Below are 17,662 nucleotides of genomic sequence, written 5' to 3'. Positions count from 1 at the left end.
AATAGGCGACTAAAATCAGCAATCTTATGGATTATCAGATATACGCAGGACTTAAAAAGAATTAAGCACTGCCATGGAAGTGACCGTTGACGGCATGGATGCCGTCGTCGAGCCCTCAGGGATGAGTTCATGGCGAGTCACTGAAATGACAGTGCTTAATTTATTGCTGCGGACAGAGTTTGAAATTTGAGCATGCAATCAAGCATAAAAAAGCCCCGCTAGTGCTAAACACTGCGAGGCTTTATTCATCTAGTGCGCAGCTAACCTCTGCGCCACTAGACCAAGTTAGCTATTCAGATCTTGAAAGAACTTTTTCACGCCATCGAAAAAGCCCTCAGCCTTTGGGCTGTGTTTTTTCGACTCACCAGTTAAGGTGGCTTCAAATTCGCGTAACAGTTCTTTTTGACGATCGTTTAAGTTAACTGGGGTTTCCATAACCACTTTGCAGAGCAAGTCGCCTACGGCATGGCTGCGAACCGACTTGACGCCTTTGCCACGTAAACGGAACATACGGCCCGTTTGCGTTTCGGCTGGGATCTTCAGGCTGACTTTACCATCCAGTGTTGGCACTTCAATCTCACCGCCTAGGGCCGCTTTACTGAAGGATATCGGCACTTCGCAGTAAAGGTTGTTGCCATCACGGACGAAAATCGCATGCTCACGCACGCTGACCTGAACGTATAAATCCCCTGGAGGCGCGCCAAATTCACCCGCTTCGCCTTCACCCGCTAAACGAATACGGTCGCCCGTATCAACGCCGGCTGGGATCTTAACCGATAAGGTTTTGCTCTTTTCAACACGGCCATCGCCATGGCACTTAGTGCAAGGATCTTTGATGATCTTGCCGCGGCCATGACAGGTTGGACAAGGCTGCTGCACCGCAAAGAAACCTTGGCGCATTTGGACTTGGCCTTGACCATGACAGGTGCCACAAGTGGTTGCAGAGGTGCCTTTTTTAGCGCCGCTGCCTTCACACAGATCGCAAGTCGCCAGTGTTGGGATACGCAGTTCTTTGGTTAAGCCTTTAACGGCTTCTTCCAGTGATAACTCTAGGTTGTAACGTAAATCTGAGCCGCGGGCCGCTTGGCGTTGACCGCCACCACGACGTCCACCGCCGAAAATATCGCCAAAGACATCACCGAAAATATCACCGAAATCGCCTTGACCACCACCGTAACCACCGCCACCGCGATTAGGATCCACACCCGCATGACCAAATTGGTCGTAGGCCGCTTTTTTGTCGGCGTCGGTTAGGATCTCGTAGGCTTCTTTAATTTCTTTAAAGTTAGCTTCTGCGGTTTTGTCGCCTGGGTTGCGATCTGGGTGAAATTTCATGGCCAGACGTTTGTAGGCCTTTTTAATTTCACGTTCGCTGGTGTCACGACTGACACCTAATACTTCGTAATAATCTCGCTTTGACATAATCTCATGCTTCTCAGCTGGTGTTGAACAAACGGGCGTTAGGGTTGCCCCGTAACGCCCGCCTAGAAATTAACGCTTTGAAATCAATCTATTTGATTGAAAACAAGTCATTATTTCTTGTCGTCTTTCACTTCTTCGAATTCAGCATCGACAACGTCATCGGCAGCAGCGTTAGCCTGTTTGCCCGCGTCGGCATTGTCGCCGCCTTGAGCTTGAGACTTAGCTTGAGCGATTTCCATCAGCTTAGCAGATGCTTCGATCAAGTTTTGAGTTGCCTTTTCAATGGCTTCTTTGTCATTGCCTTTGCTGGCAGTGTCAACAGCGGCCATAGCAGCTTGGATTTTCTCTTTATCTTCGCTTGGCAATGCATCACCCGCTTCTTCCACTTGTTTCTTAGTCGCGTGGACTAAGCCGTCAGCTTGGTTGCGTGCTTGCACTAACTCTTCAAACTTCTTGTCTTCATCTGCGTGAGCTTCGGCATCACGTACCATTTGCGCCACTTCTTCTTCGCTTAAGCCAGAAGAAGCTTTGATGGTGATGTTTTGTTTCTTGCCGGTTTTCTTGTCTGTCGCAGACACATGCAGAATACCGTCGGCATCGATGTCGAACATCACTTCAATTTGTGGCTGGCCACGTGGAGCTGGCTCAATACCGTCTAAGTTGAACTGACCTAATGACTTGTTCGCGCTCGCTTGCTTACGCTCACCTTGCAGTACGTGAATCGTCACTGCGTTTTGGTTGTCATCGGCTGTTGAGAACACTTGCTGCGCCTTAGTAGGAATAGTGGTGTTCTTTTCAATCAACTTAGTCATCACGCTGCCCATGGTTTCGATACCCAGAGACAGTGGTGTTACGTCTAACAGTAATACGTCTTTCACGTCGCCTGACAGTACGCCCGCTTGAATTGCAGCACCTACGGCTACCGCTTCGTCAGGGTTCACGTCTTTACGAGGTTCTTTACCGAAGAAGTTTGTCACTGCTTCTTGAACCTTAGGCATACGTGTTTGACCACCCACTAGAATCACTTCGTTGATGTCTGTTACAGATAAATCTGCATCAGCCAGGGCAACTTTTAGTGGCTCTAATGTACGGATAATCAAGTCTTCAACCAGTGATTCCAATTTAGCACGGGTGATTTTAATCACTAAATGCTTAGGACCTGTTGCGTCTGCCGTGATGTATGGCAGGTTCACTTCAGTGTGGTTGGTGCTTGAAAGTTCAATTTTCGCTTTTTCTGCTGCTTCTTTCAGACGTTGCATTGCTAATGGATCTTTACGCAGATCTAAGCCTTGCTCTTTCTTGAATTCGTCAGCTAAGTAGTTGATCAAACGGTTGTCAAAGTCTTCACCACCTAAGTGGGTGTCACCGTTGGTTGCCAACACTTCAAATGTTTGGTCGCCATCGTTGCTGTCGATTTCGATGATAGAGATATCGAATGTACCACCACCTAAATCGTATACTGCAACAATGTTGTCGCCTTGTTTCTTATCGATACCGTAGGCTAATGCTGCAGCCGTTGGTTCGTTGATAATACGTTTAACATCAAGACCTGCGATACGACCCGCATCTTTAGTCGCTTGACGTTGTGAATCGTTAAAGTAAGCAGGAACAGTAATAACCGCTTCTGTTACTTCTTCACCTAAAAAGTCTTCTGCGGTTTTCTTCATCTTTTTCAAGATTTCTGCAGAAACTTGTGGTGGAGCCATCTTGTTGCCACGCGATTCAACCCATGCATCACCGTTGTCGGCTGCAATGATTTTGAATGGCATGATGTTCACGTCACGTTGGACTTCGTCATCTTTAAAGCGACGACCAATCAAACGCTTAATCGCGAAGAATGTGTTAGTCGGGTTAGTCACAGCTTGACGTTTTGCTGGCGAACCGACAATGGTTTCATCATCTGTATAAGCGATGATTGACGGGGTTGTGCGATCGCCTTCAGCGTTTTCTAACACACGTGCTTTGCCACCATCGAGGACAGCTACACAAGAGTTTGTTGTGCCTAAGTCGATACCAATAATTTTACCCATGAGGTCCTCCGAAAAATTTCATTCAATCTAAATTTGTTTAGTTGGTTTTGATATGGGGCTAGACGGTTTAAATATCAAGTCCATCGTTGGCCACCTTCTCTGCCTTGATACCTATATTGGGACAGGGAATTTAATTACAAGGGCGAACAAAAAAATTTTCTGATTTATCTTTCTCGCATCTACAGTGGGATAAAATATCCAATCACATAAAATAGTCTTGCTTATCAACCAAAGCTGTTATTCAATCTGCCCACATTTGGCGGATGTTTATCCTAGTAAGGTAGCAGAGTGAAGTCTTCGAATTTAGCGTACGTGTATGGCATGGCGGCGGTCTTTCTCTGGTCGACAGTGGCCACGGCCTTTAAGATTGCCTTGAGTTACTACACACCGCTGCAGCTGGTGTTTGTTGCCGTACTCACTTCGATTATTGCCCTTGCCGGAATCCTTGCTTGGCAAAAAAAGCTTTCCTTACTCAAGCAACAGTTTTTACGCCGCCCCATGTTTTATCTGGTGACTGGACTCATCAATCCCTTCCTTTACTATGTCGTGCTATTTAAAGCGTATTCCTTACTGCCAGCGCAGCAAGCGTTGTCACTTAATTACACTTGGGCGGTATTATTGCCGTTACTGGCCGCGCCTTTGTTAAAGCAAAATTTGCGTAAGAGCGACATTGCTGCCGCGCTGATTGCCTATACTGGGGTGTTTATCATTGCCACCGGCGGCGATATCAGCGGCTTTAGTTTTGATAGCCCGCTCGGTATCGGATTGGCGCTGACCAGCACCCTACTCTGGTGCCTATATTGGATCGTCAACACCAAAGATCAAGGCGATCCCGTGGTGAGTTTATTATTGAGTTTTCTTATCGGCTTACCTTTTATTGCCGTCACCTTATTGCTGACAGATACCCTGCCCAGTTTTAGTCTTAAGGCGATATTTGCAGGTATGTATGTGGGCTTATTTGAGATGGGCATTACCTTCGTGCTCTGGTTAATGGCGCTGAAAACCGCCACTCGCACCGCGAACATCAGCACTATGGTGTTTTTATCCCCTGTGATGTCGATTGGTTTTATCGCGTGGATTTTGCAAGAAACGATTGCGATGGCAACCTATCTCGGCCTAGCCTTTATTTTATCGGGGATGATGTTGCAGCAACTTCTGCCCCGTTATTTAGAGCGTAAAAACAAGATAAGCACAAAGCTAGCGGAATAATCGTTGAGTAACAGCCTTAAATAATGTTAGCTCACGGCAATGAGCCAATTAAAAGAGCTGGCTAACATTTTAAGCCAAGATTAAACGCTAATATCCCCCGTTTTGTGAAGGAGTATAAAATGACCCCGGCCGTCCGATTGGCTAAAAAAGCCAAAATCGCGTTTGATATCTTAGAGTACAGCCACGATCCACACTGCGCCGCCTACGGCGAAGAAGCCGCTAACACCTTAGGGCTCGAACCCGCACAAGTGTTTAAAACCCTTTTAGTTGCCATCGACAAAGCCCATGCGCCGATTGCCGTTGCGCTCGTGCCCGTCGATCATCAGCTTAATCTAAAAGCCGTAGCTAAATGCTTAAGACAAAAGAAACTACAAATGGCCGATGCCGACCTAGCACAAAAATCCTCAGGCTATCTGGTCGGCGGTATTAGTCCCTTAGCGCAAAAGAAACAATTGCCAACCTTGATTGATGCCAGCGCTCAAGGCTTCGACAGGATTTATGTCAGCGCGGGCAGACGCGGTTTAGAGATAAGCTTAGCGGTCACAGACTTAGCTCAGCTTTGCAAAGGCGAATTTGCCGATATCAAGACACTTTAAGCGATCTCGACCACATTAAGCACAAGTCATTCGACGTTAAGTAAGTAATTCACTCCACTTTAAGTTGTACGCACTCATGTTAGATAAATGGTGAACAAGGCTCAAACGGCAACAAACTGGCCAGCGTACTGAGTCTAACAGTGGAAAGCGTTTGATAAAGCCGAGATATCCGTCTATAAATTGTACTGAGGTACAAATCGACTAAGGATAGTCAGATGGAAAAATCAACCCAATGGAATCCAGAAAATAGCATCAGCCCTATCAGTTGGTGCGCCATGCTACTCTGCATCGCCTTATTTATTTATGAGCATTTCTGGGGAAACAGTTTTACCACTATGGTAGTCATGCTCTATTGCAGTTTTATGCTGCCTTCGGTTTTACTCACTCGCAGAGTACAAGAAAAGTACTTTATTTATACCTTGGAATACATCAAGGCCTTTCGTAAATTCACTGTCGTTATGTCAACGATATTTTTCTGTATCTGGTTACTTGCTACTTATACCCCGCTCACCATAAGCAGCTAAACTCGTTAGCCAAACACATTGATGTCGCTATTCAGTTGGATACCGCAAACAAAAAAGCCGTCAACGTAGTAAGTTAACGGCTTTGGGTTTATCGGTATTTACCGCTAAACACGACTGGTGTAATCACCCCAAGCTAACCACTTATATGTGGTTAATGCCTCAAGCCCCATTGGACCACGGGCGTGCAGTTTTTGCGTGCTCACAGCCACTTCAGCGCCAAGACCAAACTGACCGCCATCGGTAAAACGAGTACTGGCATTCACATACACGGCGGCTGAGTTCACTTCATTCATAAAGTGCGCCGCTGCATGAATATCATCGGTCAAAATGGCTTCCGAATGGCAGCTAGAATACTGGCGAATATGGCTAACAGCGGCATCGATATCGCCCACGACTTTGATACCTAAGGTTAATGACAGCCATTCAATGCCAAAATCCTCAGACTTAGCAAGCGTCACATCGAACCCTAAACCATCCAGCAGACTAAAACTTGTGTCACAAACTGAAAAACGCACGCCTAGACGATGCAGATATTCGGCAATTTGCGGTACAAAGCTGCTCGCCACGCGCTCATCCACCAGCAAGGTATCAAGAGCATTGCACACAGTTGGACGCTGCACTTTGGCATTAGCGATTACGCCTAAGGCACGCTCAAGGTCGGCATTTTTATCGACATACAAGTGGCAAATACCTATGCCACCTAAGATCACCGGAATGGTCGCTTGCTCAGCACATAAGCGCTGCAATGCTTGACCGCCGCGCGGCACTATCATGTCGACATATTGATCGAGCTTAAGTAAACCTGTCACTAGGGCTCTGTCTGAAGAATCAATAAATTGCACCGCATCTATGGGCAAACCTTGGGCGACAATCGCGCCGCGGATCACTTCGCTGATAAGCTTATTCGATTCAAGGGTTTCTTTACCGCCACGGAGGATCACCGCATTACCCGTTTTAAGGGCGAGTACCGCGATATCGACAGTCACATTCGGGCGCGCCTCGTAGATAACCCCAATCACGCCCAGCGGTACGCGGCGGCGAGTCAGCCTTAAACCGTTATCTAATAACTTGCTGCCAAACTCTTCGCCCACGGGATCAGCAAGGCGGATCACATCGCTGATATCACCGATAATGCCCGCTAAACGCGCATCATCGAGCAACAGTCTGTCGATCATCGCCTCAGTTAATCCATCGTTCTTAGCGGCGGCAACGTCTTTAGCATTAGCGGCTAAAATGGCGGCGGAGTTTGCCGTCAGCGCATCGGCAATAGCTTCGAGTAAGTCAGCCTTTTGGCTCGCCGTTAAGTTGGCTAAAGCATAACTGGCCTGTTTGGCATTTTGGCCAAGTTGCTGTAAATACTGATCTTGATTCATTTGACTCAAAACAGACCTCGCTTATAAGACAACCATGTCGTTGCGGTGCACTATTGCGTCACCATAATCGTAACCGAGTACAGACTCGATCTCGTCGGAATGCTTACCTGCAATCAAACTCAGGGCTTGGCCACAGTATCGTGTCATCCCTTTAGCAATCACTTTACCTTGTTGATCAACTAATTGTAGCGTCGCACCACGTTCAAACTGACCTTTAACGCCTACGATACCTTTAGACAATAGACTGCGGCCCTTGTCAGTCACGGCTTTGACCGCGCCCGCATCAAGCACTAAAGAACCTTGAGTCGCAGGTCCCGCTAGAATCCACTGTTTGCGGCTTTCGAGCGGGTTTTCGATGGCACTAAAGTGAGTACCGACTGACTCTTTGGCGACCACTTTTTTGATCACATCAGGGTGATGGCCAGAGGCGATAACCACTTCGATGCCAGCACGGCGAGCAATATCCGCCGCTTCCAATTTAGTCGACATACCACCCGTGCCTAAACCCGATACAGAACCGCCCGCCAACATACGCAGACTATCGTCAATCTTCACCACCTGTGAAATCAACTTAGCGTTCGGGTTAGTGCGCGGATCAGCATCGAATAAGCCCTTTTGATCCGTCAATAAAATCAATAAGTCAGCATCGCATAAGAGTGCTGCGCGCGCCGATAAATTGTCGTTATCGCCCACTTTGATCTCATTGGTGGCAACGGCATCGTTTTCATTGATGATCGGCACAATATTATTCGCCAACAAGGCATTAAGCGTGTCGCGGGCGTTAAGGTAACGCTCCCTATCCTGCAAGTCGGCACGGGTCAGCAGCAATTGGCCCACGTGCAGCCCATAAATACTAAAGAGTTGTGCCCAAGCGAGGATCAACTGACTTTGCCCGACAGCGGCTAACAATTGCTTATTGGCCATAGTGTCGGGCAGCGTCGGGTATTGGAGATGTTCACGCCCAGCGGCAATTGCCCCTGAGGTGCATAATACGACTTCGACCCCTGACTTCATCAGTGCGGCCATTTGACGAGCAAGCTCAACCATGTGGGCTTTATCTAGCTGTTTACTGCCAGAGGTCAGCACACTCGTCCCTAACTTCACTACCACGCGGCGATACGCAATCTCACTTAAGTTCATTATTCATTTGTAACAAAATAACCGAACAATCCTTATACCTAATCCGCTGAGTAATTGGTAGCAAGGAGTTATTAACTCGAGATAAATTTTCGTTTTTGCTTAGAATCGCGCATTAAAAAGGGCCATCGATTAGATGGCCCTCAAAAAATGTAAACAATCTACGCTGCGAGTTTTTTACTGTGCAGGTGAATTAATCGACAGCATCAACCATAGACAAACTTAGCTACAAACAATGCCGCTAATACTAAAATGCCCACATTAAGATCGCTAAAGCGACCTGTGAGCAATTTGATTGCTGCATATGAGATGATCCCAAAGGCAATGCCCGTCGCGATAGAAAACGTTAGCGGCATTAATATACACACCACCACCACAGGCGCGGCTTCAGTCAAATCTTCCCATTCGACATGCACCAGTCCCGACATCATCAAAATTGCTACATAAAACAGTGTGCCCGCAGTTGCATAAGCCGGGATCATCCCCGCCAATGGCGATAAAAATAACGCAGCAATGAAGAGTAATCCCACCACAACGGCCGTTAAACCAGTACGACCACCCGCGCTCACACCCGCGGTGCTTTCGATATAACTTGTCGTGGTGGAAGTGCCAAAAGCAGCCCCCGCAATGGTTGCTAAACTGTCAGCGGTCAAAGCACGATTCAGACGTGGTAAACGGCCTTTATCATCGAGAAAACCACCGCGCTGTGCAACCGCCACTAAGGTGCCAGAGGTATCGAAGAGATCCACAAATAAGAAGGCAAAAACGACTGATAGCATAGTTACTTCAAATACTTGGGATAAATCCATCTTCATAAATGTAGGTGCGATTGAAGGGGGCATTGATACAATGCCCTGATACTGCACATCACCAAACACTAATCCTAGGCCAGTGATAATCAGAATGCTGGCAATCACCGCCGACTTCATTCCCCGCTGCACCATAGCAATAATGAGGAAAAAGCCCAGCACAGCCATAACCGCCGGAAATGCCGTGATATCGCCCAGTGTCACTAGCGTAGCAGGACTTGCCACCACAATACCGGCGCTCTTAAGGCCAATCAGCGCAAGGAACAAACCAATACCTGCAGCAATACCGATACGTAACGACATGGGAATACTATTTACAATCAATTCTCGAATACGCACTAACGATAAGATTAAAAAGCAAATTCCCGACAGGAATACCGCGCCTAACGCAGTCTCCCAGCTGTAACCCATTTCACCCACGACTGTGTAGGTAAAAAAGGCATTAAGTCCCATACCTGGAGCAAGCGCAATTGGATAATTCGCCATCAACCCCATAACCAAACAGCCGACAGCCGCCGCCAAACAGGTAGCCACAAATACAGCACCATGGTCCATGCCCGCATCGGCTAACATCATTGGGTTCACAAAAATGATGTAGGCCATCGTCATAAATGTTGTCAAACCTGCGACCGCTTCCTGCTTGAGGCTCGTTTGATTTTGTTTCAGTTTGAACAGTTTTTCTAACATGGAACAAGGTTCCTTTTTATTTTAAGTATGTAGGGTATTTAGATGTGAACACTATGTAACGTGATGACATTTGCAGCAGATTATAGGGAGTTTAGGCTGGTCAGGCCAGAAAATTGGCAAAGGAGTAACGAAGAGAAAATGCTCAAATATCTATGCAAACGAATGCAATATCCTCGGGTGAGACTCGCGTTGAAGGTTAAGCCTAAAAAATGAACATATTATGAACAAGATGATCACTCGTTAGCGACCAATGCTGATTTGTAGCCATAAACAGCCTATATAAAGAGTAACAAGAATATATACAGCAGAAATAACTAGATTCAATTTCCACAGACTCAACCAAAAACTCCCTTTAAAATATGTACGTAGCCTTACTTCTGATTTGCATAATGTTAAAGAAGAAGGTACCAACATTAACGCAGAACAGCCAAAGGTTGGTAATACTATAAAAATCATGCCTAAACCCGCAGCCCCAGCAGAAGCTTCAGATGTTTGACCGTCAATAGATGCTAGCGTTATATATCCCAAAATGACGCCTGCGATGGCAAGAATAAAACCTAACAGTTGAAGAGTTCTCAAATTCGTCCTTGGTAACAAACAGCGTTTAAATTGACTTCTCGTAAAACCCTATCAGCTCAGCGATTTCGCTTAGATGGGTATCGACCCAAGCGCTGCTGATCGGCCCCCAGGTGACTATGCGGTAATAACCTGAATTGTTACGGCTGCCTTCCTGCACAAACTCGACTCTAATACCTATATCCTCAAAAGCTGCGATAGCATCCTGTAAAGTTCGGCGAGGCATTCCGGTTAACTTATTGAGTGATAATAGATTATGGCGGTCATCATCCATTAAATGCGCCAAATATAACTTACGCAGAAACGCCTTATTTTGCTTTGAAACCTGTTGGGATGTTGGCATTGAAAGTGACATAGGATGACCTGTCTGGAAACAAAAGTAATTATCATCAAAACTACTTTATATTCAGTCAATAAGGCAATAGCCAATGCTAAATACTTACGGTTCGCGACAAGATCATCAGATAACAAATCTGCACTTAAATCAAACGAAACGACTTGTCATCCTCCCCCAACAACTGTTATTTCTAATATCACTCAACACCTATGAAGAAAGGCTAAAATGAGCCAGACAATCACAGCAGACCAAATACTGACATTTTGGTTTGAAGACATTGACCCAAAGCTCTGGTGGATTAAAGATGTTGAATTTGATACCCAGATCAAACAACGCTTCGAAGGTGTACTACTTCAAGCTAAACGGGGAGAGCTTTCACATTGGCGAATCACGCCTCAAGGTCGATTAGCTGAGATCATAGTGCTCGATCAATTCTCCCGTAATATTTACCGCGATACGCCTGCCGCATTCGAAGCCGATGCGATAGCCTTAGTGCTCGCCCAAGAGGCCGTTGCCCAACGGGTCGATACAGCACTAAAATCCAAACAAGTCCCTTTTCTATTTATGCCCTATATGCACAGCGAATCGGCAACCATTCACCAAGTAGCAGTAAAACTGTTTAATTGCGAAGCTGCGATAACAAACCTAACGTTTGAACTGCGCCATAAAGCGATTATCGACAGGTTTGGCCGCTATCCACATAGAAATATTATCTTAGGCAGGGAGTCTACGGCGGAAGAAATTGCTTTTCTGACTGAGCCGGGCTCATCCTTTTGAGCCTGTAATAGGTTAAAGCGTTAATGTGTATTTGATAAATAAAGCCGTGCTGAGTTCACAGACACACTACACTTACTCAAGAAAGTCATGGAATGACTTGGCGAGTATCAAACACAGTTACAAGTGTATACCGCGGAGGTGTTGGTAACTTATGGCGCATAAACTAAATAAGCCAAATAGCTCAGTGGCTCGTCGTAACCGCTATAAATTGATGGGGTTACTCATCCTATGCGGCGCTCAGCTCGGCCAAGCGGCTGAAATTAAGATAGGCGTCAGCATGTCTATCCCACCCTATATCATCCAAGCAACAAATAGCGGGATCGAACTCGAATTACTTAACCAAGCCCTCGCCGTTAAAGGCCATACAGCTTCTATCCACTACTTACCACTGGCGCGCACTTTCCATGAACTCAGGGAGGGTAAACTCGAAGGCATCATCAACATCAAAGAAGGAATGATTAACAACGTTTTTTATTCAAACGTTGCGATAACCTACCAAAACTGCGCCATTAGCCTCGAGAGTAATCAATTTAACATCAATAGCATAAACGATTTAAACAACAAACAAGTCGTCGCCTTTCAACGTGCATCATCGTTACTGGGGGAAGAGTTTGCCAACATGGTTAAGACCAATAGTGGCTACCAAGAACAAGCGAGGCAAGTGCAGCAGGTTTATATGCTGATGAAGCGCAGGGCCGATGTCGTTGTGATGGATAAAAATATTTTCAAATACTACTTAAAGCAGGCCTATCTTGAGGGCAAACTCACTGAGAAAGACTTAAAACAACAGGCGATTTGCCACCAAATATTCCCACCTACGGAATACAAGTTCGCGTTTCTCAGTGAACAAATTCGGGATGATTTTAATGCGGGACTCAAACAAATTACCCAAGATGGTAGCTTAGTGGCTCTGCAGGAAAAGTATCGACGCCTGATGTCATTTGACAATGAAGCCGAGGCGTCGACTAAGTTAACAGAACCTAAAATGATCAAAAATGATTCCTACTAAACTTATCCCATAGTGTTATTTCACCACCAACACAGGGCACTTAGCGTACTTAACAATATCCTGTGTAACGTGGGGTTTTAAAAAGTCAGCTAAACCGCTGCTCCCATGACTAGCGATAACCACCATGCCTACATCAACGGCTTCCGCTAAAATCTCATCAATAGCATCACCATGGCGCACGACTAACTTAATATTGAGCCCTTCGGTAAGGTTCTGCTGCATTTCCTGCTGCAAACTTTGCATTTTTGCATCAACGAAAGCTTTGAGTTCATTTTCCAATGTAGCGGGAATATCGACCGCAATACCATAACAATGGGCGCCACGGGCAGGGCTAGTCACATGCAACAACCGAATATCGACGTGATAAACATTTGCCATTTCAACCGCATATTTTAACGCATGGGCCGCAGTGGATGAAAAATCCGTAGGGCATAACACTTCTTGAGTACGCATAAGCTTATCCATCATTTGAGTTTTTAATTAAGCTAATTATTAAGGCCAAAATACCACTATTTTATAGCAGTTTGCTATGCTTCTTGCGTACCCATTTCAATTAATTATTCTTTATCAATCAAAAAGAAAGGACGCTATAAGCGCCCTTTGGATTTATAGAGTCAAAGCCAGTTACTTAACCACAAGCACAGGACAAGCTGCACCATTCGCCACCGCTTCTGAGACATTGGTGTGTAAAAAATGCGAAATCCCAGTTCGGCCATGGCTAGCAATTACTACCATGCCAATGTCTTTACTGTTGGCCTCTTCTAAAATTTGATAGACAGGATCGCCACGGCGGATCAAGGTAGTGATGGGAAGCTCAGTATTCAATCCATCCAATAGTGCTCGCATTTTAGTTGCCGCCGCTTCCTCCATGCTTTTAGCAAGCTCTTCAGGGGTAATAGATAGAATCATAAAGTTTTCATCACCGATCGGCTGTTCAACCACATGTAAGATTTTTAGACCTACATGGTATAGATTAGCCATTTCAATGGCATAGCTCAGTGCATGGGCCGCAGTTTCCGAAAAATCTGTGGGCCAGAGTATTTGACCTGTACGCATAATTTGTACTCCTTCTATGGCGCGAATGGATTGCTGGGTGAATCTATACTGTGCTGCTATAACGCTCGATTTAGCGCATTGGCAGACCACAAACTTCATCTCACAACCTTAGTCTCTAAGCCAAGCAACAGCATCGCCATTATCAACAAAAAACCTTACCTCAGCAGGCGTAAACCAGTTTGCCAATTTAGCCAATACTTCCTGCAAAGTCGTTTTACCGACGATGGCTATTTTCTCGAAATGACGAATATGCTTCACCCCAAGTTTGAGATCGTCCCAAGCAGCCTGTAGTTCCAAGCCTTCCAACTCGATGACATCTACCAAGGCGAAGATATCAGGATCTTTCACCCCAGCTAATGCAGACTCCAACACAGGCACCATCATTTCGTAGTCTTGATGAGTTAAGGTACCGATAGCTTTAAAGGTAACGAAAAAATCATCATCACCATAACGCTCAATACCAATCGAAATTCCGTGCTTTAACAATGCCATACATACTCCTTATGTAACAACCCTTGATTTAGTGTAAAAGCTAACGCCACAACAAGCCGTGATCTTGCTCAAAAATACACCAGATACCTTGCACCATCTCACTAAGCAAGCTAGGATAAACCGACTAATCAGTCGGTACTGATTTAATAAAAGACTCAATCGAGACGATTACTTAAATAAAGTACCAAATAAGACTCAGCCTACCATTTCCCTTGGAGCAACCACTATGAATATGGCCACCGAACACCTTAATACTTCGCCACTGACTCAGTTGCTCCAACGCCAACGCAGCAGTTATTTAGCGGCGCCGAATCCTAATTACGCTACGCGAGTGGAGCAATTAACTCGACTGAAGGCGGCCATACTGCAATTTCAAACACCCTTAGTCGAAGCCTTAAGCCAAGACTACGGCCATAGATCGATTGATGACAGCCTGATCTCAGACATTATGCCTGTCATCAACAACATCAATTACAGCTTGAAAAACCTCAAAAAATGGCTCAAACTCAGCGCTCGCCATGCGGGCATCTTACTCGCACCCGCCAAAGTCACAGTGCATTATCAACCTTTGGGGGTGATCGGTATTATCGTGCCGTGGAATTTCCCCGTCATGCTGTCAATTGGCCCGCTAGTGACTGCCATTGCCGCGGGTAATCATGCCATGCTCAAAATGTCTGAATTTACCCCAGCGACCAACCAAGTAATCAAACGGTTATTTGCACAAGTCTTCGATGAATCCCACGTGGCGGTTGTTGAAGGTGAGGCGGATATTGCTGCCCAATTTTCTGCCCTGCCCTTCGATCATTTACTCTTTACAGGCTCGACCACAGTCGGCCGCCATGTGATGCGCGCCGCAGCGAATAATCTCACCCCAGTAACACTCGAATTGGGTGGTAAATCCCCTGTGATTATCGCCCCCGATATGCAGCTTGAGATAGCAGTAGAACGAATGATTTACGGTAAGTGTTTGAATGCCGGGCAAATCTGTGTCGCACCTGATTATGTGCTTTGCCCTAAAGCCAAGGTGGATGACTTTATCGCCGCCTACCAAGCTAAGTTTAAGGCCATGTACGGCACCATTAACCACAATAAGGACTACGGCAGCATCATTAATACACGTCAGTTTGACCGCTTGATGACAGTGCTCGAAGACGCCAAAGCAAAAGGTGCCCGTGTTATTTCAGCAACTGACGAAGCCATAGATAGCCAACATCGTAAACTCGCAACTCAGTTGATAACTCACACCACTGAAGACATGCTATTGATGCAAGAGGAAATCTTTGGTCCATTGTTACCGATTATTAGCTACGACTCCTTAGATGAAGCGATTCAGTACATCAACCACAGAGCCAGACCCTTAGCGCTTTATGTGATGAGTTTCGATGAGCCAACTCAGCAAAAGATCCTCCAGCAGACCCATTCTGGCGGTGTGTGCATTAACGAAACCGTGTTTCATGTCGCCGCCGACGATGCGCCCTTTGGCGGAATAGGCCCGTCGGGCATGGGGCATTACCATGGCAAGGAAGGCTTTTTGACCTTCAGCCACGCTAAAACGGTACTCAGCCGTGGCCGATTCAACACAGGCAAATTTGTTCACCCGCCCTACGGCACTTTTATCCAGCGCATCTTAATGAAGCTATTTTTGCGCTAGTCATTGGGGGATAAATCTTGAATAAACCATCAACAACACAACCTATTAAAACCATGACTGATAAACGCCAAGCTATTCTCGATACTGCTTTAGCGCTCTTTGTCAGCCAAGGATTTCATGGCACGTCTACCGCCTCGATTGCAAAACAAGCAGGCGTAGCAACGGGCACCTTGTTCCATCACTTTCCTTCTAAGGAAGCCTTGATGGAATCTTTGTTTCTTACCATAAAACAAGAATTTGCCGATGCCTTACTATTAAACCCCCATAAGGGCAGCGATCTTAAGCACAATGCCCTACAACTATGGCAAAGTGCGATAGATTGGTCGCTGGATAACCCTGTCAAACAACTGTTTTTTCAGCAATATTCAATGTCACCCATGATTGCAGCTAAGGTGCGCGATCAAGCGATGAATAGCATCTTAGGCTTTATTAGCGAACTCATTAAGCAGGGACAAATGATGGGGCTAATCGCCCATTATCCAGTGGAATTGATGCTAGAAAACTGCCACGGCCAATATCTAGCAGCAACCCGATTCTTTATCGATAACCCGCACTTGGGGACAGATAAAACATACCGCGATGCCAGTTTTGAACAGTTTTGGAAGGCCATGCAAGCGGACTAAAATAGCCTAATATCAACTGACTGTTGCAATAACCGCAATAAAAAACCGAGTCAGCTTAACTGGCTCGGTTTTCTTTTTCGCTATCGCGACTAAGTGCTAAAGCAGAAGTCTGCTTTGCTCTAGCATCTAATACCGACTTTCAAGCACCTAGCCCTGACTCAACTCCTGGGCTTTTTCTGCTGGCTGCGCCACTTGAGTTGGGCTCCAGTAACCTTGTTTGATACCCTTATCAATCAGCTCAGCGACCGCCAATTCAATGGCTTGTAACACGCAAAATTGCACTGGCTCATTGGTTGTAAAACCGACTTCAGCCTCAGCGAGTCGATTTAAACTCGTGTAACGGAACAAGCCCGCACGCATTTCTTGGGACAAGACTCGTTTGCTGGTTGAGACCGACATCATGACCTTACCTGTGTGTACATCCACGGCGCGTAGATAAATGGTCACCAGATCTTCACGGTACATTTCAGAGGCGCCAATGCCGTAGTATTCGACACCGCTACCACCAGTGCTAGTGTTGGTCTCATAACTAATCACCCCACCTTCGAGTAACAATCTGGCGGTGGATAATACGGGCACTTCATCGCCCTTAGTACCGCTCTGTTTGTTGCTGATCTTACGCTCGGTAAGCAAATTTTGTAGCCCTTCACGCTCAACAGGTGTAAACCATTTAGAGTCGAGCAAAGTCTGCATCAACATCGATGTTGCGCCCTGAGTAACCGCGGTCGAAAACGAACTCACGTTAGCCTGCGGCTTATATTGGCCAGTTTGATCGCGAAAGGAATACACGGCCACAGGGATAGGAAACTTAGGTCCAGGCTGAGTTTGCAACCCACGCATCACCTCACTCAAGGGGTTAACCTCGGCAGCCGTGATATTTAAATCGGGTTTGGAGATCAGGCTACAGGCCGACACACTTAACAGTAATAAACTCACTAACACTAGACGGGCCATTAGTTGCCACCTCCAAATGCTGACATTTCAATTATTGTCACTTCATTCGTGGCAATATTAGTGATAGTCAGTATAACTTTATCCCCTATAGAGTTAATTTCTATACGAAAATCGCCAGTATTATAGTCACCGTCGGTGATTTCACCATCAGCAATCCCTCGGGTAATAGAATTGATAAGATTACGCTCTAGGGATTCTTTAAAGCGAGTAATAAAGTCCTTCTCGGACGAGTTGGATTTATTGTCATTCTGGGCTTGGGCTTTATTTAATAGAAAAGCCCCATTTTGTGGATTGCCGCCAAAGCTGGGATTCACTGGCGTATAAATCAATTCAGTGGCTTGGCCACTGCTTGCCACACATAGCGTGACAAGAGCAAGTAACGTCCTGTATGTCATTATTA

19 protein-coding genes are annotated in these 17,662 nt (G+C 46.0%); 7 read left to right on the top strand and 12 right to left on the bottom strand.

Annotated elements, in window-relative coordinates:
- Nucleotides 1–285: 285 nt before the first annotated feature.
- Nucleotides 286–1,422: a molecular chaperone DnaJ gene (gene dnaJ, locus L5M11_RS01725; RefSeq protein WP_113941183.1), complete on the bottom strand. Its 1,137-nt coding sequence runs from the start codon at nt 1,420–1,422 to the stop codon at nt 286–288.
- Nucleotides 1,423–1,532: 110 nt separating this feature from the next.
- The gene (gene dnaK, locus L5M11_RS01720; RefSeq protein ID WP_105251655.1) at nt 1,533–3,452 is read right to left on the bottom strand and encodes a molecular chaperone DnaK; all 1,920 of its coding nucleotides are present in this window, start codon (nt 3,450–3,452) and stop codon (nt 1,533–1,535) included.
- A 288-nt stretch (nt 3,453–3,740) separates the two neighbouring features.
- On the opposite strand from dnaK, the gene L5M11_RS01715 reads away from it, so the two are divergent.
- The 3 genes from L5M11_RS01715 (at nt 3,741) to L5M11_RS01705 (ending at nt 5,781) form a co-directional block, all read left to right on the top strand.
- The gene (locus L5M11_RS01715; RefSeq protein WP_263186657.1) at nt 3,741–4,661 is read left to right on the top strand and encodes a DMT family transporter; all 921 of its coding nucleotides are present in this window, start codon (nt 3,741–3,743) and stop codon (nt 4,659–4,661) included.
- A 119-nt stretch (nt 4,662–4,780) separates the two neighbouring features.
- Entirely contained in the window at nt 4,781–5,257 is a 477-nt protein-coding gene (gene ybaK, locus L5M11_RS01710) for a Cys-tRNA(Pro) deacylase (RefSeq protein ID WP_263191182.1), read from the top strand.
- A gap of 215 nt (nt 5,258–5,472) precedes the next feature.
- Nucleotides 5,473–5,781, top strand: a complete 309-nt coding sequence (locus L5M11_RS01705; RefSeq protein WP_105251653.1) for a hypothetical protein — start codon at nt 5,473–5,475, stop codon at nt 5,779–5,781.
- A 104-nt stretch (nt 5,782–5,885) separates the two neighbouring features.
- Here L5M11_RS01705 and L5M11_RS01700 read toward each other — a convergent pair whose 3' ends face one another.
- From L5M11_RS01700 to L5M11_RS01680, 5 genes are all read right to left on the bottom strand, one after another.
- Nucleotides 5,886–7,163: a glutamate-5-semialdehyde dehydrogenase gene (locus L5M11_RS01700; RefSeq protein WP_263191180.1), complete on the bottom strand. Its 1,278-nt coding sequence runs from the start codon at nt 7,161–7,163 to the stop codon at nt 5,886–5,888.
- 12 nt (nt 7,164–7,175) lie between these two features.
- Nucleotides 7,176–8,294, bottom strand: coding sequence for a glutamate 5-kinase (gene proB / locus L5M11_RS01695; protein WP_105251651.1), 1,119 nt, complete (start codon nt 8,292–8,294; stop codon nt 7,176–7,178).
- A 203-nt stretch (nt 8,295–8,497) separates the two neighbouring features.
- On the bottom strand, nt 8,498–9,787 hold the full coding sequence (locus tag L5M11_RS01690) for an NCS2 family permease (RefSeq protein WP_263191179.1): 1,290 nt from the start codon (nt 9,785–9,787) through the stop codon (nt 8,498–8,500).
- Nucleotides 9,788–10,027: 240 nt separating this feature from the next.
- The gene (locus L5M11_RS01685) at nt 10,028–10,366 is read right to left on the bottom strand and encodes a carbon starvation protein CstA (protein WP_263191177.1); all 339 of its coding nucleotides are present in this window, start codon (nt 10,364–10,366) and stop codon (nt 10,028–10,030) included.
- 25 nt (nt 10,367–10,391) lie between these two features.
- Entirely contained in the window at nt 10,392–10,718 is a 327-nt protein-coding gene (locus tag L5M11_RS01680; RefSeq protein WP_263191175.1) for a winged helix-turn-helix domain-containing protein, read from the bottom strand.
- Between the two features lie 207 nt (nt 10,719–10,925).
- Between L5M11_RS01680 and L5M11_RS01675 the strand changes: the two genes are divergently transcribed.
- Together L5M11_RS01675 and L5M11_RS01670 are read left to right on the top strand one after the other, a co-directional pair.
- Entirely contained in the window at nt 10,926–11,477 is a 552-nt protein-coding gene (locus L5M11_RS01675) for a DUF924 family protein (protein ID WP_263191173.1), read from the top strand.
- Between the two features lie 151 nt (nt 11,478–11,628).
- Nucleotides 11,629–12,486 carry a substrate-binding periplasmic protein gene (locus L5M11_RS01670; protein ID WP_263191171.1) on the top strand — a complete coding sequence of 286 codons (858 nt, stop codon included), beginning with the start codon at nt 11,629–11,631 and terminating at the stop codon, nt 12,484–12,486.
- 15 nt (nt 12,487–12,501) lie between these two features.
- Here L5M11_RS01670 and L5M11_RS01665 read toward each other — a convergent pair whose 3' ends face one another.
- The 3 genes from L5M11_RS01665 to L5M11_RS01655 all read right to left on the bottom strand — a co-directional run bounded on the left by L5M11_RS01665 (nt 12,502) and on the right by L5M11_RS01655 (nt 14,034).
- Entirely contained in the window at nt 12,502–12,939 is a 438-nt protein-coding gene (locus L5M11_RS01665; protein WP_219251157.1) for a universal stress protein, read from the bottom strand.
- Between the two features lie 171 nt (nt 12,940–13,110).
- Nucleotides 13,111–13,542: a universal stress protein gene (locus L5M11_RS01660; protein ID WP_028761700.1), complete on the bottom strand. Its 432-nt coding sequence runs from the start codon at nt 13,540–13,542 to the stop codon at nt 13,111–13,113.
- A 108-nt stretch (nt 13,543–13,650) separates the two neighbouring features.
- Nucleotides 13,651–14,034, bottom strand: a complete 384-nt coding sequence (locus L5M11_RS01655) for an STAS/SEC14 domain-containing protein (protein WP_263191169.1) — start codon at nt 14,032–14,034, stop codon at nt 13,651–13,653.
- 226 nt (nt 14,035–14,260) lie between these two features.
- Between L5M11_RS01655 and L5M11_RS01650 the strand changes: the two genes are divergently transcribed.
- Nucleotides 14,261–15,685, top strand: coding sequence for a coniferyl aldehyde dehydrogenase (locus tag L5M11_RS01650; RefSeq protein ID WP_263191168.1), 1,425 nt, complete (start codon nt 14,261–14,263; stop codon nt 15,683–15,685).
- 17 nt (nt 15,686–15,702) lie between these two features.
- Nucleotides 15,703–16,308, top strand: a complete 606-nt coding sequence (locus tag L5M11_RS01645; protein WP_263191166.1) for a TetR/AcrR family transcriptional regulator — start codon at nt 15,703–15,705, stop codon at nt 16,306–16,308.
- Nucleotides 16,309–16,455: 147 nt separating this feature from the next.
- Here the strand turns inward: L5M11_RS01645 and L5M11_RS01640 are convergent, their stop codons facing one another.
- Nucleotides 16,456–17,262, bottom strand: a complete 807-nt coding sequence (locus tag L5M11_RS01640; protein WP_105251644.1) for a CsgG/HfaB family protein — start codon at nt 17,260–17,262, stop codon at nt 16,456–16,458.
- The gene (locus L5M11_RS01635; RefSeq protein ID WP_105251643.1) at nt 17,262–17,657 is read right to left on the bottom strand and encodes a curli assembly protein CsgF; all 396 of its coding nucleotides are present in this window, start codon (nt 17,655–17,657) and stop codon (nt 17,262–17,264) included. Before L5M11_RS01635 ends, L5M11_RS01640 begins: the two co-directional genes overlap by 1 nt.
- Nucleotides 17,658–17,662: the final 5 nt, after the last annotated feature.

Source organism: Shewanella sp. SM87, assembly GCF_025653705.1.
GTDB lineage: Bacteria > Pseudomonadota > Gammaproteobacteria > Enterobacterales > Shewanellaceae > Shewanella > Shewanella oncorhynchi.
Note: the sequence above shows the minus strand (reverse complement) of the source record. Positions and strands in the feature narration are given on the sequence as shown.